Origin of the sequence: Bacillus cereus group sp. N31 (assembly GCF_016483245.1) — a bacterium.
Lineage (GTDB): Bacteria > Bacillota > Bacilli > Bacillales > Bacillaceae_G > Bacillus_A > Bacillus_A toyonensis.
In genome coordinates, this window is record NZ_JAEHCH010000034.1 from 1 (window position 1) to 24497 (window position 24497).

Sequence of the window (24497 nt, forward strand, 5' to 3'; positions counted from 1 at the left end):
CCCTCCAAGTAATAGTGTAACATCCATGTGTATACATGGTCTTTTTCACACTGTCTACCTAAAGGGGATAATATCACATTTTTGATGGGCTTTTTCGTCTATCTATAAAGTGTAAATTGAAATGGTAACTTTTTATTGCTGTGATGTAACACTTTCATCTTTCTTCATTTCAAAGATTTTCTTTCCATCTTCATCTACAATTTTAATAGTGTTTCTAAGTTTTGGTACACCAATATATAAAACGGGATTTTCATCTTGCCCTTTATCTTTTTCAATATGTAATACGATAACAGATGTGTCTTTTTCGTCTTGTACTTCTTTTACTGTAATTTTATCGTTTTTATACTTTTTTCCAAATGCTACATACACCATTCTTTTTCCTTCACTAATACTACCATTTGAGTAATGAATCATAGTTGGATCTTTTTGTGCTTTTTCATATAAATTTAATGGGCCATATCCGCCTTCATTATATCTGGATTTTTCTAATACCCAATACCCCTCATAATCATTGTTAATAGAAACACATGCATGTAAAGAAATGAGCCCAAATAGTAGAAAAGGAAATAGAATTTTTTTCATTTGTTCACCTTCTTTTATTAATTCAAATGAATATACCATAATTTAACTATTTTTTACGTAATAATACTACCATTTTTTTGTAGTATTGAATACAATCAAGTTAAAAATTAAGAAAAATATGATAATATATTTATATAAAAGTTTAAATTTTAATATACGTGGTTAGTGGGGGAACCGTTATGAAAATGAATGAAATAGTTGAGAGTACACAATTTCCGAATACAATTCAAACAATTACAAACGATTTAAAAGCACTAGGAGTCGAAAAAGGAATGACAATTATTGTTCATTCATCATTAAGTTCTATCGGCTGGATAGCTGGCGGAGTGGTTGCAGTAGTAGAAGCTTTAATGAAAGTCGTTACCGAAGAAGGAACAATTATAATGCCAACACAATCTTCGGATTTATCTGATCCGAAACATTGGTCAAGACCGCCTGTACCTGAAGAGTGGTGGCAAATTATACGTGATAGCGTCCCAGCATTTGATCCACGTATAACACCAACAAGAGGAATGGGGAAAATAGTTGAATGTTTTCGTACATACCCGAATGTAGTACGAAGTAATCATCCATTAGGAAGTTTTGCTGCATGGGGGAAACATGCAGAGGAAATAACAATGAATCATTCGCTATCGATGAGTTTGGGAGAGGAATCACCATTAAAAAAAATATACGATTTTGATGGGTACATATTATTAATTGGTGTTGGCTATGACTCGAATACGTCTGTTCATTTATCTGAAGTACGTTCTGGTGCATGTGAATTAATAAAAGTAGGAGCACCAATTATAGAAAACGGTGAAAGAGTATGGAAAGAATTTGTTGAAATGGATTACGAATCAGATACGTTTGTGGAAATTGGTGTAGAGTTTGAGCGAAAAGGAACTGTAACAATGGGGAAAATAGGTAATGCAACGAGCCGTCTTATGAAGCAACGTGATATAGTTGACTTTGGAACAGAATGGTTTCTTAAGAAAAATCAGTAAGGGATGGTTACAATGAAGGGGAAAAAGGTATTAATTACAAGCGGTGGTTGTTTAGAAAAATGGGATCAAGTACGCGGACATACGAATATGGCTAAAGGTACGATTGGAAGAATAATCGCAGAAGAACTTATAGCTAAAGGGGCACACGTTATATATTTACACGGTTATTTCGCTGAGAAACCGAACGATGTAAATAGAGGATTAGAATTACATCCATTTGAGGGAATTGTTGATTTGCAAGATAAAATGAAAAGTATCATTACGCATGAAAAAGTCGATGCGGTTATTATGGCAGCGGCTGGATCAGATTGGGTTGTGGAAAAGATTTGTGATCAAGATGGCAATGTTCTTAATATGAATGGGAAAATTTCAAGTGATATAGCACCAATTATACATTTTCAAAAAGCTCCAAAAGTTTTGAAGCAAATAAAACAATGGGATCCGGAAACAGTACTCGTTGGTTTTAAGCTTGAAAGTGATTTAAGTGAAGAAGAACTGTTTGAGAGAGCGAAAAATAGAATGAAAGAAGCAAAGGCGAATGTAATGATAGCAAATTCACCACATTCTTTATATTCGCGCGGGGCTGTACACTATGTAATTGGACAAGATGGTAAAGGAAAGTTATGTAAAGGGAAAGATGAAACAGCGAAAGAAATTGTCAAAAGCTTAGAGATATTATGTAATCGTATTACTGCTTTGTAAAATTAAGTTTTTAGATAAGAATGAATCCGCATAGTATATGGGTAAGCGAAACTTTAATTAGTGGGAATTTTACTTTTACACGAATGTGAAGCATAAACCAATCAAGAGCTATACGCAGAATAATTGGTGAGGAGTGGATTCTATGGAACATTTATTAAAGCAAGCTATTAAACTTAGAAATGAAAAGAAATATGCGCAGTCTAGAGAAATACTTATAGGATTAACAAACTTTACAAAAGATGCAGAAGTACTGTACCAATGTGCATGGATACACGATGTCATGGGATTAGAAACAGAAGCAGTTCCGTATTATGAGCAGGCGATCGCAAATGGACTTGATGGTGAATCCCTTTGCGGTGCCTATATCGGTTTAGGGAGTACATATCGTTGCATTGGAGAGTATGAAAAGGCAATTGTGGTACTAGAAGCTGGAGTAAAGAAATTCCCTGAGAACGATCCGATGAGAGTATTTTTATCATTAGCAAAGTATAATGTAAACGAACATGAATCCGCAATGAAATTATTACTTGAAACAGTCGTGAAAGTAGATGAAGTAAAAGAATTTGAACGTGCTATTTCATTTTATAAAGACCACTTAAACGAGGTGTTTAAATAAAGGAGTGAACGTATGAGTGTCACACTATCGCGAAGGCGAAAAGGCATTTGGATTGGACTCGTATCTTGCATTATGTTATCCAACTATTTATTGTATGCCCTTCCCATTGTACCAGCTGCTCCAAAAGAAGTAGTGCTTGGGTCATTATTAGATTGTATGTTTGTAATTCCAGTCATTACGTATTTCTTTATTATTCGAAAAAGATACTCGTTAACGTATATCTTTCCTGTCGTAATAGCTGGATATATATTTGCGAGATTTATAATTCCAAGCGACTATTTACAAGCTTTTTCATTCGTTTCTTATATAGTAGTGACGGGGGAAATTGCATTTGTAGCTTTACAATTGTTCCTTCTATATAAAATCGTGACAATGCTTCCTAAAATAATTAATAAATATAAAGCATATAAAAAAGAGTATTCTTCATTCTCTTATTCAATTGATGCAGCATTTGATGACACTATGAAAAGAAGTAAGGTTATAAATATCATGCTTACTGAGTGTAAGCTAATCTATTATGCGTTATTATCTTGGCGTGCAAAAGTACCAGATGACGAATTTACCTATTCTTACCATAAAAACACCGGTGCTATAGGTGTTTATATCATGATAATTCACGCAACAGCAATTGAAAGTATCGGTTTTCATTATTTACTTCATCAATGGAATCCAGTAATAGCTTGGATTTTACTTATTTTAAACGTATATGCGATGATTTATTTTATAGCTGAAATACAAGCGATACGTAAAAATCCAATTATCATAACAGAAAAACAAGTAATGATTCAAATCGGATTAGGAAAGAAAATCGTTTTGCCATTTACACAAATTGATAATATTACGTTCTACAAGGGGGAATCACTAACAGCAAAAGAAGAGAAAGAGGTATTGGATGCAACTGTTATGGAGTTCATAAAAGAACCTGCTACTTTTGAAATAACGTTAAAAGAGCCAGTAAAAGCGCAGGTGTTATATGGTTTTTCTAAAACAGTAAATCGTGTGCACTTAAATGTTGATGAGGAACGGAAATTTTATAATGCGATTTCTGAAAGGTTAAAACTTATAAGTCATGAATAGTGAAAAACTCCTTCTAAAATAAGAGGGAGTTTTATTGTGTAATTGTAGACAACAATATAAACAACTATATACTTCTTAATTGCTATATAAATGGATATAATTAAGGATAGAAATAGCATAAGGGGAACAAAATAATGAATCAATTACGTACATCAAAAATTGAAATTACAGAAAGAAAAATTCGGTATGATTCGACAATAGTGGATTACGATTGCTTATTGCTGAAAAAACAATCGGAAAGTATCGTGTTATTTCACGAGGTCCAGTATTCATTTACAATGACGGCACACGATACAAAGTTAACTATTCAAAAAGGAAGTTACACAATTGCATACTACTGGGAAGATCGTCCTTACAATTTATACGTATGGAGAGATAAGGAAGGGAATTATGTAGGTGCCTATTTTAATATCGTAAAAAATACACAAATAACAGAAGAAGTAGTTTCCTTCGAAGATTTAATTATCGATATTATGGTACTTCCAAATGGAGAATATTTCATATTAGATGAGGATGAATTACCGGAGCCGATAGAAAACTTTGAAGATGGATTTGTAAAAGAAGCTCTTCATACATTGACGGATACCATTCAAGAGTTGCTTCCTAAAATTATAATAGAAACTGCTACTATCTTTAAAAATAAATAATGTTCATTAAAACCTAGTTGACTTATCGGAAATATTTGTATAATATGTAGTTAATTCTATAACAAGTGGCTGATTGGAGAAACCAAAGGCATTTTATCTATTGATAAAATGCCTTTGGTTTTTTTATTAGTTACATAACAGCATAATCAATTAATCCAAATGATTCATAGTAGGGAGGGTGAACGTGTGACAGTTTCAATTAAAGGGGTATCTAAGAAATTTGCGAAAGCGGTAGGTAGTGTTCAAGTATTAGAGAATATTAATTTTCAATTAGAGAAAGGGGATTTTGTTACAATAATTGGTCCGAGTGGGTGCGGAAAAAGTACATTATTAAAAAGTGTTGCAGGTTTAGATAATGATTTTGAAGGGGAAGTTGCTATTGATGGCGAGCGCATCGTAAAACCAAGTAAGAAACAAGGTTTTATTTTTCAAGAACATAGGCTTTTTCCATGGTTAACAGTTGAAGAAAATATAGCGGCAGATTTGTCGTTAAAAGATAAGTATGTGAAAGATAAAGTGAGAGAATGGGTTGAAATCGTTCGGTTAGATGGCTTTGAAAAATCGTATCCGAAAGAAATTTCAGGTGGGATGTCACAACGTGTTGCGATAGCAAGAGCTTTGTTAAGAGATCCGAATGTATTATTACTTGATGAACCTTTTGGAGCGCTGGATGCGTTTACTCGAAGTCATTTACAAGAAGTATTGCTAAATATTTGGGAGCAGAAGAAAACAACAATGATATTCGTTACACATGATATAGATGAAGCGATATATCTTTCAAACCGAATCATCATTATGAGTGCAAAACCAGGGGAAATACATAAAGTGATTGAAAATAAGTTGCCTTATCCGCGAAATAAAACTTCACAATCGTTCCAACAACTTCGAACGAAAGTATTACAGCAGTTTGAATATGGGGGATTGATTCAAACAAGTATATAGGAAAAGGGTGATTTTATATGTATAAAAAATTTATAGTTCTTTCTTTTGCTTTAGCTATATCAGTATTTTTATTAGGATGCGAAAAAAGTACAGCAAGTAGTAAGAAAGAAGATGTAACAATACAAATTGGTATACAGCAAGGATTAAGTCCACTATTACTAGCAAAGAAAAAGGGGTGGTTTGAAGAGGAGTTTAAAAAAGAAGGAGTTAAAGTGAAATGGACAGAGTTCCAAAGTGGACCTCCTTATTTTGAAGCAATCGCATCAAACCGATTAGATTTTGGTGAAGTAGGGAATTCTCCAGTCATTTCAGCGCAAGCAGCAGGTATTGGATTTACCGAAATCGCCAATACAAGTTATGCGAGAAAAGGAACTGGAATTCTCGTTCAAAAAGATAGCAAGATTGCGAGTATAAAAGATTTAAAAGGTAAAAAAATTGCAGTAGCAAAAGGAAGTAGTGCCTTTAATTTATTATATCGAGCACTTGATAAAGAAGGTATTGATGCAAAAGATGTAAATGTCATTCAATTACAACCAGATGAAGCGCAGCCTGCATTCGAATCAGGATCAGTAGATGCATGGGCGATTTGGGATCCATTTATTTCGTTACATACGGTAAATAAGGGCGCGAAAGTGATTGCAGATGGTGAAACATTAGATGTCTCTTCACCAGAATTTTTAATTACGAGAACAAAATTTGCGAAAGAACATCCAGAATTAGTTGAGAAATTTCTCAAAGTTTATGAGAAAGCACGTGTATGGCAAGATGCTAACTTAGATGAAGCAATAAAAGTATACACTTCTGTAAAAAAGATAGATGCGGAAATCGTAAAAGAAGTTTTTAATCACGACAAACCAATTTTAGTTCCGGTAACGAAGGAAATAATAGCAGAGCAACAAAAGACAGCGAAATTTCAATATAAGCTCGGTTCTATAAAGAAAGAAATTAAGACGGAAAAAGTTGTAGATAATTCTTTCGTAGAAAAAGCGTTGAAAGCGAAGTGAAAAGAGGTTTTGTAAAGTGGAAAATACGAAAGCTGTTATGAAATCAGCGAGTATAATGATTGAGAAAAACAGCGTAAAGAAGGTGCGGAAGTTAAATATAAAAGTTTTAGTAAGGGCGATTACTATACCGGTTATTATATTAATAATTTGGCAGTTGGCTGGCGTATTCGGTCTTGTCACTAAAACAGTTTTACCAACACCATTAGATATTTTTCTAGCTTTCCAAGAGCTTATTAAAACAGGAGAGTTATTCGGCCATTTAAGTATTAGTGTATTCAGGGCCGCAGCTGGTTTCTTTATTGGCGGGGGCTTAGGGGTTATTTTAGGAACGATTGTTGGATTTTCAACGAGAAGTGAGCAATATTTAGATCCATCTGTGCAAATGTTAAGAACTGTACCTCATTTAGCTGTTGCGCCGCTTTTCGTATTATGGTTTGGTTTTGGCGAAACATCGAAAGTATTATTAATTGCGGACGGTGCATTTTTTCCTTTATACGTAAATGCGTTTTTAGGGATACGAGGTGTAGACTCAAAGTTATTTGATGTTGCGAGAGTATTAGAGTTTAATAAACGAAAATTAATTACGAAACTAATTTTACCAGCTGCATTGCCTAACCTTTTACTAGGAGCAAGGTTATCGTTAGGTGTTGCATGGGTGAGTTTAGTAGTAGCAGAACTTATGGGATCTACAGAAGGTATCGGTTATATGATTATGGATGCAAGGCAATTTTCAAATACAGATATCGTATTTGTCGGTATTATAATCTTTGCATTCGTCGGGAAGTTTTCTGATTCACTCGTCCGTTTACTAGAAGTGAAGTTTTTAAGGTGGCGAGATAGTTTTAAAGGTGAGACAGGGAATTAATATGTAAATTATTAGGGGTAATTTATATACAGATTTTTAGTTTGCGTTTCAAAATAAATAAGGGGTGTGCAAGAGTATGGAAATATTATGGTTTATTCCGGCTTATGGAGATGGTCGATATTTAGGAACGACAAAACGAGGAAGAGCAGCTGAGTATGGTTATTATAAACAAGTTGCTGAGGCGGCTGATTATTTAGGATATACGGGTGTTTTACTTCCAACTGGTCAAGGATGTGAAGACCCTTGGGTGTTAGCTTCAGCTCTTGCTGCTGAAACAGAAAAACTAAAATTTTTAGTAGCAGTGAGACCAGGATTAATGTCACCTACAGTTGCAGCGAGGATGGCATCTACATTTGATAGAATTTCAGATGGTCGATTACTTATTAATGTAGTAGCTGGAGGAGATCCCGTTGAACTACAAGGAGATGGATTGTATCTTGAACATGACGAAAGGTATGAAGCAGCGGATGAATTTTTAAAAGTTTGGAAATCGACCTTGCAAGGTGAAACGATCTCATTAGAAGGAAAACATATTAAAGTTACAGAAAGTAAAGTCGTGTTCCCGCCAGTCCAAACACCGTATCCTCCTATATATTTCGGAGGGTCATCAGCTGCTGGAAAAGAAGTTGCAGCTGAACATAGTGATGTATATTTAACGTGGGGAGAGCCACCTCAGCAAGTAAAAGAGAAAATAGAGGAAGTAAGAAAACTTGCAGAAGAGAAGGGGCGTACGGTACGATTCGGTATCAGGTTGCACGTAATTGTAAGAGAAACAGAAGAAGAAGCATGGGAAGAGGCAGAACGTTTAATTCAATATGTAGATAATCAAACGATTGAGCTTGCTCAAAAGACATTTGCAAGATATGATTCAGTTGGCCAAAAACGGATGACATATTTAAATAAAGGAACAAGGGAGTCGTTAGAGATAAGCCCAAACTTATGGGCTGGAATCGGACTTGTAAGAGGTGGTGCAGGCACTGCACTTGTAGGAGATCCGCAAACGGTAGCGGAAAGAATAAAAGAATATGAAGCGTTAGGAATTGATACATTTGTTTTATCGGGATATCCTCATTTAGAAGAGGCATATGAAGTGGCAGAACTGTTATTCCCTTTATTGAAAGATGAGAAGAAACAAGAAAATAAAATTGTTGGTGAAATGATAGCTGATGCATTTGCATTAAAAAAATAATGAGAAAAAACCCGCAAGCGATTCGCATGCGGGTTTTCATCGTAAACTATCAGAAAATATGGTAAAATTAAATAGTAACTTAAGGTACGGTTGGTTGTTCAATTATCACTTCTCCGAATAGGAGGGGGGTGATAATACATGAGTGAAATAGCGTTGCTACTGCAGGGTGGACTGTTTCTCGTTGCATTGTTAACGTTCGTCGTTGTTTTAATAGACAAGCTCAAAAAATAACAACCCACCTAAGCCAATAGAATGTGGGTTGTTTTGTTTGTAAGAAACAAATAGGATAAGTGAACAATCCAATCTGCTAAGTTACGTGGACTAGTGTGTAGCCGCACACTAGTCTTTTTTATTTATATACAATTTATAATTAGTTTATGTGATTGTATTGTTCTTTTCATACTCATTATAACACAGTGTCTTTTCATGAAGAAAGGAGACCGTATGTTCTGATTTTGATTAAATAGTAGATGATGTTTCTTTAAATAACCCATCCATATACTGTTTTAAAGTTTGGACATAAAATTCTTGCTTATTCACATTATTTACGCCGACAATTGGCGATGCAAGTTCATATCGCTTTTCTGATAAATGAACGACAACATCAAAGATGTCAAACAAACGAATGAAGCAGAATAGGCCGTCTTTATCGCTAAGTAAAATAAAGTAATGGTTTTCACTATTTGTATTTAATGTATTCCATAATGAACTTTTGCTTAAGTCACGAACAATACTCTTTTCTTTTAATTCCATGAAATCGGCATTTGATAGAATATTAGAAATATCAATTGCATCTGGATCTTCAAAGTAGCCATCAATTGTTTGTACAGCGAAAGCGTAAGCCATTTTTAATACGCTCATTTTGTATTTACGGTTATCTAAAAGTAATTCACGTTGAATAGAGCTAGCTACTTTCGTTACACGTTCTTCTTTCCAAATTTCATTATGTAGAGAAATATCGTGCTTTTTACATAGTTTCATAATTAATGCATTGGAATAAAGTATTTCATCACTTACTTCAACAACATCTGTTTCAGCCGCCGCAAGTTCCTCACCATGCTCATTTGTATAGAGAGGGGAGTCGATTTGTTTTTTCATTTGCTCAATCTTAAATTGACTTAATTTATGCCTAATTAAAGGGCGATCAATATTTGTTGTCATTTGTTCATGACAAGTATCACAAATTGAGTTTGTGAAATAATAGCCACATAATATTTCTGGGATGACATATTGTTCACTCAGTTCTTTCGTATCTTTTCTGCAAATGATGCATTGTGTCATTTTTATCACCTTTACCTGCAAATTTGTATGTATTCTCATTGTAGTGTATTTATTGGTATTTTGGAATATTGTAAAGGAAAATATTATGTGAAATTAAAGTTTAATTTGGTACAATAAAGAGAAGTGCTAGTTTAAAGGAGGACGTTTGTTTGAAATCGAAAGTGCACTTTTGGACATTAGAAGTGCTAATGGTTGTAGGAATCATATTTATTTGCACAAAAATATCGTTTCTATTTCAACCGATTGGTATCTTCATATCAACATTGTTTTTCCCAATCTTAATCGCGCTTTTTTTATACTTCATATTTAATCCTGTATTAGTCTTTTTGGAGAATAAAAAAGTACCTAGAAATTTAGCGATTCTACTGTTATATCTTTTTATCATCACATTAACTGCGGTTGGCGTTGGAGTAGTTGTTCCGACGATTTCACAACAGTTAATGGATTTAGTGAAAAATATGCCAGGGTATATAAAAGAGGGAAAAGTATACATACAAGATTTATCACATCACAGATTGTTTGAATGGTTATCTACACAAAATTACGTTTCCATTGAAACAATTGAAAAAAATGCAATTGAATACTTAAAGGATATACCAAATACAATTACGTCGAGTGCAACGGCTTTATTTGGTATCATCACGAACGTTGCGTTAGTTATCTTTACAGTACCGTTCATTTTATTTTACATGTTTAAAGATGGGCATGCCTTTCCAGGAAAAGCGGTTAGCTTATTACCAGAGTCTTACCGTGAAGAAGGACTTCGTATCATAAAGGAAACGAATGAAACGTTATCTGCATATATTCAAGGGCAAGCGCTCGTTTGTATATTTGTTGGTGCTTTTACTTTCATCGGTTATTTAATTATCGATTTACCGTACGCTTTTGTTTTAGGAATTATTGCAGCATTTACAAATATCATTCCTAACTTAGGTCCATTTATCGGTGCGGCACCAGCTGTTATTGTAGGTTTGTTCGTATCTCCGATGCAAGCATTGTACGTAATTATTATTGTTACAATAGTACAACAGTTTGAAAGTAATATTATTTCACCACGTATTATGAGTTCGAAATTAAATATTCACCCGTTAACAATTATTATCTTAATTTTAGGGGTAGGTAATTTCGCGGGAATTATCGGAATGATTTTAGCAGTACCAGTTTATGCAGTAACAAAAACAGTTGTTTCAAACTTAGTAAGATTGTTTAAAACGAAACGAAATAATCGAAAATAGTATATGTTGAGGAAGATACACCGCTTTTTAAGTGGTGTATCTTTCGTTTGTTAATCAATATAAAAAAATTAATGCGATTTTATTATATGTTTTTTATATATCAAATTTAACGGTAAACTTGTGGGATTTAAGGTCTATAAAACTATGTGGAATCCCTCTGAACTATCCAAATCATTTCTTTACACCGTACTATCAACATCATAATCGACTCCTTTCAAGTTAATTCATATAAACTATAGGTGAGTGTAATATTTACTTTTACAATCACGAATTTCATCAATAATTTGTTTATACTGTTGCTCTTGTTTTAATTCATTTTGAGAAATCGTTTCTTTTTGAATCGTAATAGTTAAAAAGAAAAGGTGAAACTTCATATGTGAATTCCTCCTTTCAAATGGGAATTACAAATGACTACAGTAATGACTCTGTCTTTCTTTTACATAATCCATAGCTTGATTAATTTGACGTTCGTGAAGCATTTCAGTTTCAGAAAAATTATGTTTTTGAATGGTAATGGTTAAATAGAATACTTTAAATTTCATTAGATTTTTACCCCTTTATAAGTTATTTAGAACAGACGATTGTAAAAAGAAGATTGAAGCTCTTTTACTTCGTCCATAGTAGTTTGAACGTGTTGATCGTGTAAAATCTCATTTTGTGAAAGCTTACGTTTTTGAATGGTAATGGTTAAAAAGAATGCTTTAAATTTCATGAAGATATTGCTCCTTTAAAATATATTTTTAATACATTTGTGTATAGTATGAAATTTTAATGTCAGTTATTTTATCAGTTGTTTGTTTTACTTGTTGTTTACGAATGATTTCATCTTCAGATAAAGTGTTTTTCTGAAGTGCAGTCGTAAAAAAGAAAACATGAAAAGTCATAAATGAATTCCTCCTTTCGAAAAGGAATTACAGGTGATCACAATAAAGCACTTGGCGCTCCTTAACATCATCCATAGCTTTTTCAATTCGCTCATTATGAAGCAGTTCCGTATTGGAACGTCTATTTCTTTGAATCGTAATACTTAAAAACAATACGCTAATAGTCATTGAATGTTGCTCCTTTCTTTAAAAAATAATGTAAGAGACTAAAAAACCGCACAAAAAAACCACAGGAAGATACAGTTCTCCTACGGCTGGGCGTGAAAAAGCCACAGGAAAGTATACGACCTCCTGTGGCGAATTTATGAATTAAAAGAAATAATATACGATCTTCAATTCTCCATTAGGGTGGTCGAATTCATATTCAATTGTCCGAAAAACAAAGGTGCAGCTAACGCAAAAGTTAATGCATGTAATTGTAATTTCATCATTTTCTTCGACCTCCTTTTAGAATTTTTTTCTTACGTTAGTAATTATATACAATTAATGGATAATTGTAAACCTAAAAATTGAAAATTTTTAATTTTGATTAAAATGCTTATATTTAAAAGGGATTTGAAAAGCAGTATAGTAAGTAACGAAATATCGATAAAAATGGGGGATGCTAAATGAAATATATGCATCGTAATGTGCTCGTTATGCTAACAATTTTTTTATTTATGACGGCTTGTTCTAACGGAGAAAGAATAAAAGATATATCTGATGTTAGGTCAGATGATTTTAAGAAATATACTGGAACGTACGTTGGTAATAATTCAGATGTGGTTGCAATTGTTAATAATTTACCCGGTGGTGGAACAGTTCAAAGTATAAGTTTAGAAAATGAAAGTATAAAAGTGAACTATGGCGTAAAAGAGAGTGGGACTCTTACAGAAGAAATGATTGAGACGTATTGGTTTGATGGGAAGGATACGATGAAGAAGAATTTTCTCTTTAATGCTATATATCTAGTGATTTTAGTACCAAATGCAAAAGCGTATGAGTTTCAAATAGAAAATAAAAACGTTAAGATAACGAGGGAAGAAATGTTATCAATTTTGCATAGGAAATTCGATGATTTTCCAAAAGAAAAAGATATATGGGATAAAAATAAAGTTATAAAGTTTTTTAAGGGCAATGAAGAAAAAATTAAAATGCTTGTGAATGATAAAGATTTTAGGCAATCTTTATTTGCTAAATATCCAGTGAAGCAGTTGGAATAATTGTTGAAACTACGAGTTTTTTTAGGGAATCATTCTTAAACGAATGATTCCTTTTTATGTATAAGAAATTTATGGAAAAAACATTTGTAACGTGCTATGGTTAATTATATAAGTAATGAACCTATGAACCTAAGGTGGTGAAATTGTGAAACCTACTCTAGAACAAAATAAGTTAATATACTTACAAATTGCGGAAACTATTGAATCTGATATTTTAAAAGATATATTGCTTGAAGAAGAACAAGTTCCATCGACAAATCAATTTGCAAAGATGTTACAAATAAATCCAGCTACTGCAGCTAAAGGGGTAAATGTATTAGTAGATGAGGGGATTCTATATAAAAAGAGAGGGATCGGGATGTTTGTTGCAAAGGGAGCAAAAGAAGTCGTACTAAAAAAAAGACAAAATATTTTTATGACAGAGTATTTACCTAAAGTGTGGGAAGAAGCAAAAGTACTAGAAATATCAAAAGGCGAATTGATGGATATGATACAAAAAATTACGAAGGAGGGGAAAGAGTAATGTTTGCACTTGAAACGAAAGATTTAACGAAAAAATATAATAAGAAAATAGCTGTAAATGAAGTAACTATTTCATTGGAAGAGCATAAAATATATGGTTTGCTTGGAAGGAACGGAGCAGGGAAAACGACACTATTAAATTTACTCGCAGGACAAATTATTTCAAGTAGTGGAAGTGTTTCAATATTAGGTGAAAATGTATTTGAAAATAGTAAAGCGATGCAAAATATTTGTTTCGTTAGAGTGAAAGAAGAAGCTCATTTAAGTTATAAAGTAAGAGAAATTTTTAAGATGTGTAGCATGTTTTATAAAAATTGGGATGGAAAGTACGCTGAAAAGCTTGCTGATAAATTTCAGCTTAATATGACAGAGAAATACCATAAACTATCACATGGCATGCAAACAGTCGTTGGAATAATACAAGGACTAGCAAGTAGAGCACCAATTACTATTTTTGATGAACCAACTACAGGTTTAGACGCAGCGCATCGTGAGTTGTTTTATAGTTTACTATTAGAAGATTATGGTGAGCATCCTCGAACAATTATATTATCAACACATTTAGTAGAAGAAGTAACTCATGTAATTGAAGAGGTAATCATCATAAAAGAAGGAAGATTAGTTGTTCAATCATCAGTGGAAGATTTATTACAACATGGACATATTATTTCGGGGAAAAAAGATAAAGTGGATGAGTTCTCAATTAATAAAAAAGTTTTAAATCGAGAAGTTTATGGGAACAAAGGCATTACTGTTATATGGGAAGAGCTTTCTAATGAAGATTATTATTCTGTTGAAAAAGAAGAATTAGTAGTTGATAGAATTACATTACAAAAACTATTTATTCATATAACTGGTGGTGAAGTGAAATGACGATGATAATGAAGCAGTTAAAGTTACATATAAAATTTCATTATAAAGCAATTTTAATATTTTGGATTACAGCTTTACTTATAAAAGGAATCACAAGTGTAATGGAGTTAAAAGAAATAAGAGAAGGATTTTTACAACATATATTAAATAATCTTTCGATTGTAATTACATTGTTTATAGTAGTAAGTACTTTTATTATACAGGATGATGTGTTTCGTTTAGCAGTTTCATTTGGAGTAACGAGATTACAGTTTTTCATTGGATCAGTTTGCTATATAATATTACAAGCTGCGGTTTTCTCATTCCTTCAAGTGATTATTTTACAAAATACATTGTATAGAACAGTAAATATTAGTTTAGGGGAACACTCAGTTAAACAGTTTATTGTACAACTATTATTGTATGTTACAATAGCAACTTTTTTTCAAGTAGCAGTAGTGATTAAGAAACGTTTTAAGTGGATTGGTCTTATGGTAGGTGGAACATTTTTTATATCATTGAATAGTGTACTTTATGCAGAAGTAGGAATACAGGATTTAAATTCTACAACTAATCTATATTTAATAGATATCCCATACTTTATTGTCATTTCAATTGTAATAACTATCGTCTATATCGTGACTAGCGGTATATTTATTCGAAAAGTATCATTTGAGCAAACAATTTAAAGTGTAATTAAGTATATATTTTGGGAGAGTAGGAAAAACAAATGGGAGACACTTCTTCACTAATAACCGTCTTTTTATGCATTGCACTACTAATATTTTGGCGTCGTTATCGTTCTATGCATAAGCCAATAAAAGGAACAGGAAAACGTATTTTATGGCCATTACTATTTTTAACACCAGGTATTTTGTGGTTTTTTGGTCCAGTACATCCAGCTATATTACAAATGGCTATAGCAGCGTCCATTGGGGTGATTTTCGCAATCCCACTTATATTTTTAACAAACTATGAGCGAAGAGAAGATGGAAACATTTATACGAAAAAAAGTGCTGCCTTTTTAATTACTTTTATCGGAATTGTTATTTTAAGATATAGTTCAAGACAATATATTGTTGGCTTAGATCCGCAAACAATAGGTTTATTATTTTACGTAGTTGCAGTATCTTATATCATTCCATGGAGAATTGCTTGTTATATAAAATTTAGGAAAGTTTGGCGAGAAAATAATAATCCTGCTATATGAAAACTTCTCATTTGAGAAGTTTTTTATTTTTAGATGTAAGCAAAATAATTTGTTGAAGTACAAGCTGCCATACAATATGATAAATATAAAAAATTGAGGGGAAGTAGGGGATATAAAAATGCGTACCATTTTACTTTTTCTAAACAACATGTCCATCCATGAAATAGAGGACATTAGACTAGAGCATGATCCTTTATTCGGATTAATCCCACCGCATGTTACAATTGTATTTCCGTTTGAAAGTCCTATTTCAAATGATGAGTTGAAATTACATATTTTGAATGTATCAAAAAAGATACATAATATAGAAATTGAATTTGCGAATCAAATAACGAGTGAAGGAGCATATTTGTTTTTACGAGTTGAAAAAGGGAAAGAACAAATAGAAGATCTACGTAATATCCTGTATACAGGACCTTTATTACAGTTTTTGAAAGAAGACATTCCGTACATCCCGCATGTAACAGTCGGGAGAAAAGAAAGTGTTGAGCTAGCTGCTGAAGTAGTTAAAAGTATTCCTAGTTTTCATGAGAAATTAAATTGTGTGATTAATAGAATTAGTGTGGAGCGAATTGGAGAGAACGAAGAGTCAATTATTGAATTTGAAGTACCATTGCAAAAAAGCTGACAAAAGTCAGCCTCTTTATTTTGTAGCATGAAGTAAAGCGCCAATCGCACCACTATAACCATCATCTTGTATAAAGATTGGTGTTTTATTTTGATATTTTGTGTAGCTACTAATAATATTTTGAAGGTGTACATTATTACATAGAGTCGAACCAATATAAATAATATGGTCAATGTTTTTTGCTTCGGCGAATTGAAGGCTTAATGCAGTAACGACTTCACCGACAAGTCCTTGTACAGTAGCAATTATATCTGAGCTACTATAATTTGAGTCTGTAATAGCGGCTTTACCAAAATTGCTTGCAGTTAAACTATTATCAATAGGAGAGAGAATACCACCATAAATATCTCCCACCGTAATATCTAGTTCTTTTCTAGAACCTATGTTTGTAAGAGGGATTACATCTTCAAAATGATCAATATTTGTTAATAATTTTGAAAGTCCCATAATAGTACCTCCGCCAACTCCAGTTCCTCCAGCTCGAATATAATGGTCATTATAAACGTAATGGATAGAAGTACCTGTACCGATATTTGTTAAAATAAAGTTGTTTATAGAATGTTTTTCTTCTTTTAATATGTATCGTACACCTGCAAGAGTAGCTTCAAATTCGTTTAGCTCTACTAGTGTATATGCATCTGAAAGTAGTTGTTGTAATAGTTTCGCTTTACCACCTGTAATACATATTTGTTTCATTCTATTATTGCTCTGAAGCCAATCTATAATTTTATCTTGTTCATGTGAATAAAACTTTTCAAAAGCTAATTCCTTTTTTTCATTAATATAAGCAATTTTCGTTAATGTTCCTCCAGCATCGATACCGATAGTTCTTTCCATTTTCCTACTCCTAACTACGTAATATATTTATCTTATAAGCCCAATTGGCGTGGGATAGATATCCCGGGCGGATCAAATAGTGATTAATCTGCTTGATATATTAATAGTTTTTTTATAGTTACAATAGGGTGGCTGTTAACTGTTGCCGTACCTGTACCGAGAACAAACCCTCGACGGTTACGTGTTAGCTCATAATGTAAATCAAGTTTATCACCAGGGTATGCTTTCTCATGGAACTCAACTCCATCTAATGAGGAGAGAAAGCCTAATCCTTCAGAGTCACTTGTATTTACAAATGCACTAAGCTGAGCAAGTGCTTCTACAATTAACATATGAGGCATATGTTTTTGCGTATCATTTATAAACCATTCGTTATTTGTAATGAGTTTGTATCCTGTCACGGATTCACCTTGTTTTATACTTGTTACTTTATCAATCATTAAAAATGGATAACGATGGGGTAGTGTATCTTTAATGTGCATATGAAAGTACCTCCAATAAATAATACCCCTGCTAAAGTTAAGCAGGGGAGTAGTAACTAATTTTTAACTAATTCCTCTATTTTTTCAAGAGAAAAAATGCCGCTATTTCTAATGTTTTCAACAACTTGTTGTAATACCGCTTTATCTTGAACAAGAGCAATACGTACAAAGCCTTCTCCGTGAGGTCCGAATGCATGACCTGGTGTTACAACGACATTTGCACGATCCATTAATGCATAAGCGAATTCTAGAGAAGTCCATCCTTTCGGTATTTCAGCCCATACGAACATACTGCCAGCTGGCTTATCGACATTCCAGCCAAACGTTCGGAACCCATTGACTAAAGTATCTCTACGTTCTTGATAAATGGTGCGGTTTTTCTCGCAAAACTCCGCACCATTTCTTAGTGCTGTAGATGCTGCTTTTTGAATAGGCAAAAATACACCGTAATCTGTATTAGACTTAAATTGCGTAAGCGCTCCGACAATTTCCTCATTTCCAATCATATAACCAATGCGGCTACCTGCTAAACTATAACTTTTTGATAAAGAGTTTATTTCTACGCCAACTTCTTTTGCACCAGGTACAGAGAGGAAGCTAATTGGTTTATTGCCATCGAAATAAAATTCAGCATAAGCAAAATCATGGACAACAATAATATTATGTTTTTTCGCGAATGCGATTACTTCTTTAAAGAAATCTTCATGTGCCATTGCTGGAACTGGATTCCCTGGGAAGTTCAAAATCATCATCTTTGCTTTATCGGCGATCTCTTCAGGGATAACTTGTAAGTTAGGTAAGAAATCATTCTCTTTCTTTAATGGCATGTAGTACGATGTTGCACCAGCCATTTGAATACCTGTTTCATAAGCTGTATATCCTGGATCAGGAACTAATATAATATCTCCTGGATTTGCATAAACCATCGGTAAATGAACGAGTCCATCCTGTGAACCCATTAATAATAAAATCTCTTTTTCAGCATTTAATATAACGTTATGAGTGTTATTGTAATATTCAGTTACAGCTTCGTGAAATTCTTGAATACCTGTTAATGTGTATCCATAGCTTTCTTTTTCACTTGCTGTATGTACCATTGCTTCTCTTACGAAATCAGCAGGAGGCATATCAGGATTTCCGATACTTAAATCAATCATTTTATGACCTGCTGCAATTTTCTCTTTTTTATAGGCCCCTAATTCACTAAATATAGAAGATTGGAATGCTTTCATTCTAGTTGCTAACGTGTAAGTCATCAAAACCCCTCCTAAAAACAGTGCTTTCTTTCTACGTATTTAATTATTCTGAAAACACATGTTTACATTTTATCACTTTTTTATGAAAATTAAAACGATTGACAAATTTAGAGGAAGGGTTAGTCTATTTTGAAAGAGGAAGCTGTATATAGGCTAGAATGGTTAATTGAAATGTCTATTATACCTTTCTACACGGATTAGGATGACGGGACAAATTGTTGATATAAGTAAGGAACTTAAACTTCTCATAATAAGCACCTCACAGTGAAATTATTTAGATTATTAAGCAATTATACATTCAAATTAAAAGATTAAAAAGAGGGAAATGTTTTTGAGAAAGCTTTCTAAAGTGAAATAACGCAGAAAATATTTCCTGCGTCTCATCTGAAATGTAATCATTTCTTTTTATATGTACATAATTTTTCAGCTGTCAAAAAATATACATTTAATGTATCATCGACAACCTTTAAAGTTTGATCTGATGTAAATGAGTTGCCATAATCAATGTGATATACATTAGAATTTTTGACAAATGAACCTTTATATAAATCTTCTTTTTTATTTGTAGTTTGCATTTCTACTAAATTTTGAACAATTTCCTCTTTATTTTCTTTTTTGACAACTGTTTCAAATTTATAATATACAGGACATTCACCGTTTTTATTGTTAACGACTTCCCAAGAACCGTATATATCATTCTTGTTGCAGCCACTAAGTAAAACGATCAGTATAGGAAATATAAGTAGATATTTTTTCATTTTGTGCTCCTTTCTTATTATGGCTAATAAACGTGCGAATACGATAGAAATATTGTAATAAATAAAGTTTAAATTTTTTTAAAGAATTACTTAATTTCACATAAAAATTGGGAAAAGCATAGCAAAAATAAAAGACATGAATTTAGCGTATTACTAGTTATTCATGCCTATCAGTATAATTTTGGCTATGCCTTTTTGAGGATAAATGAGGAGGAAAGTAGGATGACTATTCCATTTAAAATATATACACTTGCAATAATAAAGGCTAACGTACCTACGCTAAATCCACCTTTATCGAATATAGAAGCGAATGCTGTAGTAGTCAAAAAGACAATGGGAGTTAACAATAAGAAAACAAAACCTGCCACAATTCGCCTTTTAAAGCTATGTTGAGAAAGGGAAATGGTTAAAAAGTTTAGGATGCTAAATATAACTATTACAAAAATAAAGATAATAAATAACTGCATCATACATTTTCGCAACTCCTTTATTTATTATTTATATACTATATTCGAAAGCGAAAGGGGGACTCCTTTAAATCGTTTCACTTAACATATTAAATGGTTTTTTATAAAACAAAAAGGCATGGCCCAGTATAAAACTGAATCCATGCCCAATAATGTTTACGTTATAAATTCGCAGATTGCGAAGGTTGTTTTTCATAATGTTTCTGCTTAGAAAGGGAAATAGAAATAATCAACAACGAAACAACTCCGAAGATGAGAACCATATATTGCAACCCAATCGTATCTAAGAAGAAGCCAGTTCCAAGTAAGACAATTTGGAACATAACTCTCTCAAACATATTACGGAATGAGAAGAGGCGGCCGTGATAGCTTTTTTCTACTTTCGTTTGGAAAATTGTCGACATAATAGGGAAGAAACAGCCGACACTAAAGCCAAACAAACCAAATGATGTAAGAGCCATCCATTTTATATCGCTAAAGAACAATGAAAGGTGTGCAAAAGCGGTACAAACTGCGAAGAAATATAGTAATTTTTCAGGTTTAAAATGATCAGATAAACGTTTAATAACGAAGGCACCTAACATAAATGCAACACCTTCAATTGTATATATGAATCCTTTAATCGTTGGATCATGTTGCATTTCACTAATGTTAATAACCATTAAATTAAAACCAGCAATAAATAATAGTGGGATGATACTTAATATAAGTGCTGTGAAAGCAATAGGAATTCCTTTTAAAATACGAAATACTTCCATAAAACTATTATCTTTTGCAGCCTGTTTACTTGGCACTGTTGATTTTTTATCTTCAAATTGTAGAAAGAAAGTTGAAAGGAACAATAGAGCATATGCAGTCATTGAGAAGGCATACATATATTGTAAACTCATTACAACTAAAAGAATTCCACCTAGTGAAGTACCTGCAATACGAGCGATTGTACCAACATTCATATGTACACCGTTCATTTGTAATAACTCATGTTCACGTACGATGAGTGGAATTACAGATTGTAATGCAGGGAAATAAAATGCGGCTGAAATTTGAAGTGCAACCATAAAGGCGATCATAAAGGCTATACTTTCAAATTGAATAGCGAAAAACATGAAAATAACACTTAAAACCCGACCAAACCCAGCATAAAGAAGAACTTTTTTCTTATCATACTGATCGATGACCCGACCAGCCATTGGACCAACAAGAACACCTGCTAATAGTCCGATAAATAATATAACTGATTTCATAAAATCAGAAGGGACATATTTTTGCATAAATTCTAGGTTGCCAAGAATACCAAGCCATAAACCTAGACCAGCAATAAACTCCCCAATTAAAACGATCCAAACATTTTTATTACGCCACATAATGTAAAACCTCTCCGTCTTTTAAAGTGAAAAACTCGTATATAAAACCTCCTTATTTATGTAGTATTTTTTTACGAACTTTTTAGAGTCAGAGTCTATATTACGTGTTTCATTAGTGGATTTCAATCTTTTTGATTTGGCGAAAATTGGATTTTATCATTGAGGAAATAATTAAATTAAAATGTAAAAAACTTATGATTAAATACTAATTGAAAGTAAGGATAAATATAGAAGAAATAAAAAAGCGAGAACGTATATACTACGTCTCGCTTTTCTCATGCATACAATTAAACATTAGATTCATTTAGCAACATTTACGCTCTTGTCCAATAGCTAAAGCGCTAAAAGATAGAGGGCCAACAACTTCTGCGCTTGCACCGCTAGTAAGGTTTTCTACAGTTAATGAATATTCGTGTGTTCCACTGCTAACATCTTGATCTATAGCTTGAAATGTTTGAGTGTAGAATTGTTCAGAATCTGTAGATTCAATACCTACTTGTGCATTAAAAATTTCAAAGTTATCACGGAAAATTCGGAATAAAACTTGTGAAGTACCAGTTATACCTTCTACACCAATTGTAGCAATTAATTCTACTCGATTATTACGTGAATCTCTACTTGAAATTCTCAATTTCAAATTTGCTAGAATTGCTTTATTTGGAGAAGCTGGGATTGCAAAAGTTGTTTCACCAGTTTTACTTATAGGTTGAGTAGCTTGGTAATCAATGATATGAGTCAAATTTGTCACCTCCTCATGTACTAAAATATGAAGGAAGCGATGAATTAGATTGGACAAATACTAGTATATTTTAAGAGAATTGAACATTGGTGTAGAAAAGAGGATATCATATAAAAGCATCAAGAATATATCATGTAATTGTGATGTATTCTTGATGCTTTTTGTACATTAAGCAGAATATTCTTCTTTACGAACTTCGAAAAATTCATTACGTCGTAAGTAATTATAAATTTTTTCTGAAACCTCTTCTTCTTCAGACACTAAGTAACGATGATCAAACGCATAGAATGATTTTCCTTTAATTAATTTTACGTAATAGATTTTGCACGCCTCCTCTATCGAATGTATTACTTGCTTTATATTATGGTGGCCTATATACCTGTTAATCATACTTTGAGTTTCAAAAGGTAGAAGTAAAAATGTTAGCATGTTGAAATAGCTTACAAATCTGTAATGTTTTTGTCACCTTTTCCGATAGTTAAAAATAACCAATCTCTTCTATACTACAAATAAGTTACATAAAATAAGGAGGGAAAAAGATGGATGAAGTAATTGGAGAAGTTGTAGCAGGTATTTGTGAATTTGTGGTAGAAGTAACGGCAGATGCTATAGGAAATTTAGTTTCTGGAAATGATGAGGAAAAGGAAACATTGTAATAGGTTGTAAAAGTATAAAGGTAACTAAAATATAAAGGCTGATTCCTAAAGGGAAGTCAGCTTTTTTATTTTTTACATTTTATTAACTTTATTTAAATATTCATTTGTTATGATATTAGTGAAGCTAATTAAGGGGGTGAAAAAATGAATATGCCGAATTTGGGGACTGATGTATCTGATTTTCGTTTGATTGTGGCGAATGTAGATGAAAGGGAATATCATTTTATTGTTCGGGAACATCCGATTTTAGGGAAAATTATATCACTATTTGAAAATGGAAAAGAATATGGCTTAATAGACAAACAAATCGCTATTAAAGATACATTTATTAAATCGGAGCTTACTAAGTTAGATGGTTTTAATATCGATATACTTCATCATACACCTGGATGGATATGGATTGGCATGAATCAATTTGGTTTACATGCTCGAGAGGCTACTTATAATGAAATAGAAGTTATTATGAAGTTGAAAGAGGATTTATATTACATAGATATATATGAGGAAATAAAAATGTAATAGATATTTAGTTGGGTTAGGGGATTAGTTCCCATAACCTTTTTTGTTTTAAAGTAATATTCATATCATTTTGACGATGGTCTGTCTGTATTACAAGAGATGAGCTGAAAAGAGGATTTGAAAATACATAAAGAGAACTTTAATTATTATATGAATCATATATGTTAATAACAATAGAAGGAAGATGATAAAATGAGTAAGGAAGAGCTTATGAAACAACAGTTTGGTAATAATGCAGAAAAGTATGTAAAAAGTAAAATTCATGCTAAAGGACTGGATTTACAATATGTAGTTCAACAAGTTGAACCTCGTCATAATAATCGTCTTCTTGATATTGCTACTGGTGGTGGACATGTTGCAAATTTATTAGCACCATTGTTTAAAGAAGTAGTTGCATTAGATTTAACTGAAAAAATGTTAGAGAATGCTAAAAAATTCATTTTAGGTAATGGGCATGACAATGTATCTTTTATCGTTGGACATGCTGAGAAATTGCCATTTGCTGATAAAGCATTTGATACAATTACATGCAGGATTGCAGCACATCATTTTACAAATCCGACGCGATTTATTTATGAAGTAAATCGAACGTTAGAAGATGATGGATTATTTATTTTAATAGATAATGTTTCGCCAGAAAATAATGAATATGATACATTTTATAATTTTATAGAAAAAAAGCGTGATCCGAGTCATGAAAGAGCTTTGAAAAAGACAGAATGGATTACTTTATTAGAAAAAAATGGTTTGCAAATGCAGTCATGCTTCACTTTCGATAAAAAGTTTGATTTCGACTGGTGGTGTGACATGCTGGAAGTACCTATGCAAAAGCGTGAAAAATTAACAGAGTGTATGATGAAAACACCAAACGAAATGAAGGAATACTTTCATATTCTATTTGAAAATAATAAAGTAAAGTCATTCTATACTGAAATGGCTATGTTTATTTGTAAAAAAAGTACAACATTAAAAAGATAAATTTCTTGAAGTCTTTT

The 24497-nt window shown here is 32.5% G+C and carries 34 protein-coding genes; 19 read left to right on the forward strand and 15 right to left on the reverse strand.

Annotated features, from left to right (window positions below; translation table 11 throughout):
• Positions 1–132: 132 nt before the first annotated feature.
• Positions 133–582: a hypothetical protein gene (locus JDS81_RS26845; RefSeq protein WP_016108610.1), complete on the reverse strand. Its 450-nt coding sequence runs from the start codon at positions 580–582 to the stop codon at positions 133–135.
• Positions 583–767: 185 nt separating this feature from the next.
• On the opposite strand from JDS81_RS26845, the gene JDS81_RS26850 reads away from it, so the two are divergent.
• The 10 genes from JDS81_RS26850 (at position 768) to JDS81_RS30620 (ending at position 8841) form a co-directional block, all read left to right on the forward strand.
• On the forward strand, positions 768–1568 hold the full coding sequence (locus tag JDS81_RS26850; protein WP_142316371.1) for an AAC(3) family N-acetyltransferase: 801 nt from the start codon (positions 768–770) through the stop codon (positions 1566–1568).
• Positions 1569–1580: 12 nt separating this feature from the next.
• Positions 1581–2270 carry a phosphopantothenoylcysteine decarboxylase domain-containing protein gene (locus tag JDS81_RS26855; RefSeq protein ID WP_000676697.1) on the forward strand — a complete coding sequence of 230 codons (690 nt, stop codon included), beginning with the start codon at positions 1581–1583 and terminating at the stop codon, positions 2268–2270.
• Positions 2271–2412: 142 nt separating this feature from the next.
• A complete protein-coding gene (locus tag JDS81_RS26860) occupies positions 2413–2886 on the forward strand; it encodes a tetratricopeptide repeat protein (RefSeq protein WP_000400640.1) in 474 nt (157 codons plus the stop codon).
• Between the two features lie 12 nt (positions 2887–2898).
• Entirely contained in the window at positions 2899–3963 is a 1065-nt protein-coding gene (locus tag JDS81_RS26865; protein ID WP_097955320.1) for a hypothetical protein, read from the forward strand.
• 134 nt (positions 3964–4097) lie between these two features.
• Positions 4098–4610 (forward strand): ribonuclease FAU-1 family protein, encoded by a 513-nt coding sequence (locus tag JDS81_RS26870; RefSeq protein WP_001072802.1) that lies wholly within the window; start codon positions 4098–4100, stop codon positions 4608–4610.
• Between the two features lie 186 nt (positions 4611–4796).
• On the forward strand, positions 4797–5552 hold the full coding sequence (locus JDS81_RS26875) for an ABC transporter ATP-binding protein (RefSeq protein ID WP_097955322.1): 756 nt from the start codon (positions 4797–4799) through the stop codon (positions 5550–5552).
• A gap of 17 nt (positions 5553–5569) precedes the next feature.
• Positions 5570–6556: an aliphatic sulfonate ABC transporter substrate-binding protein gene (locus tag JDS81_RS26880; RefSeq protein ID WP_000276900.1), complete on the forward strand. Its 987-nt coding sequence runs from the start codon at positions 5570–5572 to the stop codon at positions 6554–6556.
• 16 nt (positions 6557–6572) lie between these two features.
• Positions 6573–7421: an ABC transporter permease gene (locus JDS81_RS26885; protein ID WP_000432143.1), complete on the forward strand. Its 849-nt coding sequence runs from the start codon at positions 6573–6575 to the stop codon at positions 7419–7421.
• 76 nt (positions 7422–7497) lie between these two features.
• On the forward strand, positions 7498–8610 hold the full coding sequence (gene ssuD, locus JDS81_RS26890) for an FMNH2-dependent alkanesulfonate monooxygenase (protein ID WP_000404867.1): 1113 nt from the start codon (positions 7498–7500) through the stop codon (positions 8608–8610).
• Positions 8611–8748: 138 nt separating this feature from the next.
• Complete coding sequence (locus JDS81_RS30620) at positions 8749–8841, forward strand: putative holin-like toxin (protein WP_001289320.1); 93 nt, start codon at positions 8749–8751, stop codon at positions 8839–8841.
• A 228-nt stretch (positions 8842–9069) separates the two neighbouring features.
• Here JDS81_RS30620 and JDS81_RS26895 read toward each other — a convergent pair whose 3' ends face one another.
• Entirely contained in the window at positions 9070–9891 is an 822-nt protein-coding gene (locus tag JDS81_RS26895; RefSeq protein WP_000189690.1) for an HNH endonuclease, read from the reverse strand.
• A 149-nt stretch (positions 9892–10040) separates the two neighbouring features.
• Here JDS81_RS26895 and JDS81_RS26900 point away from each other — a divergent pair, with 149 nt between their 5' ends.
• Complete coding sequence (locus JDS81_RS26900; RefSeq protein ID WP_000837897.1) at positions 10041–11126, forward strand: AI-2E family transporter; 1086 nt, start codon at positions 10041–10043, stop codon at positions 11124–11126.
• Positions 11127–11359: 233 nt separating this feature from the next.
• On the opposite strand, the gene JDS81_RS26905 is transcribed toward JDS81_RS26900, so the two are convergent.
• The 5 genes from JDS81_RS26905 to JDS81_RS26925 are packed head-to-tail and all read right to left on the reverse strand — an operon-like array spanning position 11360 to position 12178.
• The gene (locus JDS81_RS26905; RefSeq protein WP_000668494.1) at positions 11360–11500 is read right to left on the reverse strand and encodes a YrzI family small protein; all 141 of its coding nucleotides are present in this window, start codon (positions 11498–11500) and stop codon (positions 11360–11362) included.
• Positions 11501–11527: 27 nt separating this feature from the next.
• Positions 11528–11668, reverse strand: coding sequence for a YrzI family small protein (locus JDS81_RS26910; RefSeq protein WP_000669820.1), 141 nt, complete (start codon positions 11666–11668; stop codon positions 11528–11530).
• A gap of 26 nt (positions 11669–11694) precedes the next feature.
• On the reverse strand, positions 11695–11838 hold the full coding sequence (locus JDS81_RS26915) for a YrzI family small protein (RefSeq protein WP_097952375.1): 144 nt from the start codon (positions 11836–11838) through the stop codon (positions 11695–11697).
• Positions 11839–11866: 28 nt separating this feature from the next.
• Entirely contained in the window at positions 11867–12010 is a 144-nt protein-coding gene (locus JDS81_RS26920; RefSeq protein ID WP_000142746.1) for a YrzI family small protein, read from the reverse strand.
• A 27-nt stretch (positions 12011–12037) separates the two neighbouring features.
• A complete protein-coding gene (locus tag JDS81_RS26925; RefSeq protein ID WP_000156183.1) occupies positions 12038–12178 on the reverse strand; it encodes a YrzI family small protein in 141 nt (46 codons plus the stop codon).
• 440 nt (positions 12179–12618) lie between these two features.
• Between JDS81_RS26925 and JDS81_RS26930 the strand changes: the two genes are divergently transcribed.
• The 6 genes from JDS81_RS26930 (at position 12619) to JDS81_RS26955 (ending at position 16424) form a co-directional block, all read left to right on the forward strand.
• Positions 12619–13212: a DUF4825 domain-containing protein gene (locus JDS81_RS26930; RefSeq protein ID WP_097952377.1), complete on the forward strand. Its 594-nt coding sequence runs from the start codon at positions 12619–12621 to the stop codon at positions 13210–13212.
• Positions 13213–13357: 145 nt separating this feature from the next.
• Complete coding sequence (locus JDS81_RS26935; RefSeq protein ID WP_087969939.1) at positions 13358–13735, forward strand: GntR family transcriptional regulator; 378 nt, start codon at positions 13358–13360, stop codon at positions 13733–13735.
• A complete protein-coding gene (locus tag JDS81_RS26940; protein ID WP_097952379.1) occupies positions 13735–14607 on the forward strand; it encodes an ABC transporter ATP-binding protein in 873 nt (290 codons plus the stop codon). Before JDS81_RS26935 ends, JDS81_RS26940 begins: the two co-directional genes overlap by 1 nt.
• A complete protein-coding gene (locus JDS81_RS26945; RefSeq protein WP_097952381.1) occupies positions 14604–15275 on the forward strand; it encodes a DUF4052 family protein in 672 nt (223 codons plus the stop codon). The genes JDS81_RS26940 and JDS81_RS26945 overlap by 4 nt, the downstream gene beginning before the upstream one ends.
• A gap of 41 nt (positions 15276–15316) precedes the next feature.
• Positions 15317–15796: a CcdC family protein gene (locus JDS81_RS26950; RefSeq protein ID WP_097952383.1), complete on the forward strand. Its 480-nt coding sequence runs from the start codon at positions 15317–15319 to the stop codon at positions 15794–15796.
• Positions 15797–15914: 118 nt separating this feature from the next.
• Positions 15915–16424 carry a 2'-5' RNA ligase family protein gene (locus JDS81_RS26955; protein WP_097952385.1) on the forward strand — a complete coding sequence of 170 codons (510 nt, stop codon included), beginning with the start codon at positions 15915–15917 and terminating at the stop codon, positions 16422–16424.
• 15 nt (positions 16425–16439) lie between these two features.
• Here JDS81_RS26955 and coaW read toward each other — a convergent pair whose 3' ends face one another.
• From coaW to JDS81_RS30625, 8 genes are all read right to left on the reverse strand, one after another.
• Positions 16440–17261, reverse strand: a complete 822-nt coding sequence (gene coaW / locus JDS81_RS26960; RefSeq protein ID WP_097952387.1) for a type II pantothenate kinase — start codon at positions 17259–17261, stop codon at positions 16440–16442.
• An 83-nt stretch (positions 17262–17344) separates the two neighbouring features.
• Complete coding sequence (locus JDS81_RS26965; protein WP_000547668.1) at positions 17345–17743, reverse strand: 3-hydroxyacyl-ACP dehydratase FabZ family protein; 399 nt, start codon at positions 17741–17743, stop codon at positions 17345–17347.
• A 56-nt stretch (positions 17744–17799) separates the two neighbouring features.
• Entirely contained in the window at positions 17800–18999 is a 1200-nt protein-coding gene (locus tag JDS81_RS26970) for an LL-diaminopimelate aminotransferase (RefSeq protein WP_142311442.1), read from the reverse strand.
• Positions 19000–19394: 395 nt separating this feature from the next.
• Positions 19395–19757: a hypothetical protein gene (locus JDS81_RS26975; protein ID WP_097952391.1), complete on the reverse strand. Its 363-nt coding sequence runs from the start codon at positions 19755–19757 to the stop codon at positions 19395–19397.
• A gap of 185 nt (positions 19758–19942) precedes the next feature.
• Positions 19943–20224, reverse strand: a complete 282-nt coding sequence (locus JDS81_RS26980; protein WP_097952841.1) for a hypothetical protein — start codon at positions 20222–20224, stop codon at positions 19943–19945.
• A gap of 161 nt (positions 20225–20385) precedes the next feature.
• The gene (locus JDS81_RS26985; protein ID WP_097952393.1) at positions 20386–21588 is read right to left on the reverse strand and encodes an MFS transporter; all 1203 of its coding nucleotides are present in this window, start codon (positions 21586–21588) and stop codon (positions 20386–20388) included.
• 304 nt (positions 21589–21892) lie between these two features.
• On the reverse strand, positions 21893–22327 hold the full coding sequence (gene exsC, locus JDS81_RS26990; RefSeq protein ID WP_141499474.1) for an exosporium protein ExsC: 435 nt from the start codon (positions 22325–22327) through the stop codon (positions 21893–21895).
• Between the two features lie 168 nt (positions 22328–22495).
• Positions 22496–22648 (reverse strand): YqbF domain-containing protein, encoded by a 153-nt coding sequence (locus tag JDS81_RS30625; RefSeq protein WP_079996667.1) that lies wholly within the window; start codon positions 22646–22648, stop codon positions 22496–22498.
• A gap of 485 nt (positions 22649–23133) precedes the next feature.
• Between JDS81_RS30625 and JDS81_RS27000 the strand changes: the two genes are divergently transcribed.
• The gene (locus JDS81_RS27000; protein WP_097952843.1) at positions 23134–23502 is read left to right on the forward strand and encodes a hypothetical protein; all 369 of its coding nucleotides are present in this window, start codon (positions 23134–23136) and stop codon (positions 23500–23502) included.
• A gap of 192 nt (positions 23503–23694) precedes the next feature.
• The gene (locus JDS81_RS27005; protein WP_000031294.1) at positions 23695–24480 is read left to right on the forward strand and encodes a class I SAM-dependent methyltransferase; all 786 of its coding nucleotides are present in this window, start codon (positions 23695–23697) and stop codon (positions 24478–24480) included.
• Positions 24481–24497 lie beyond the last annotated feature (17 nt).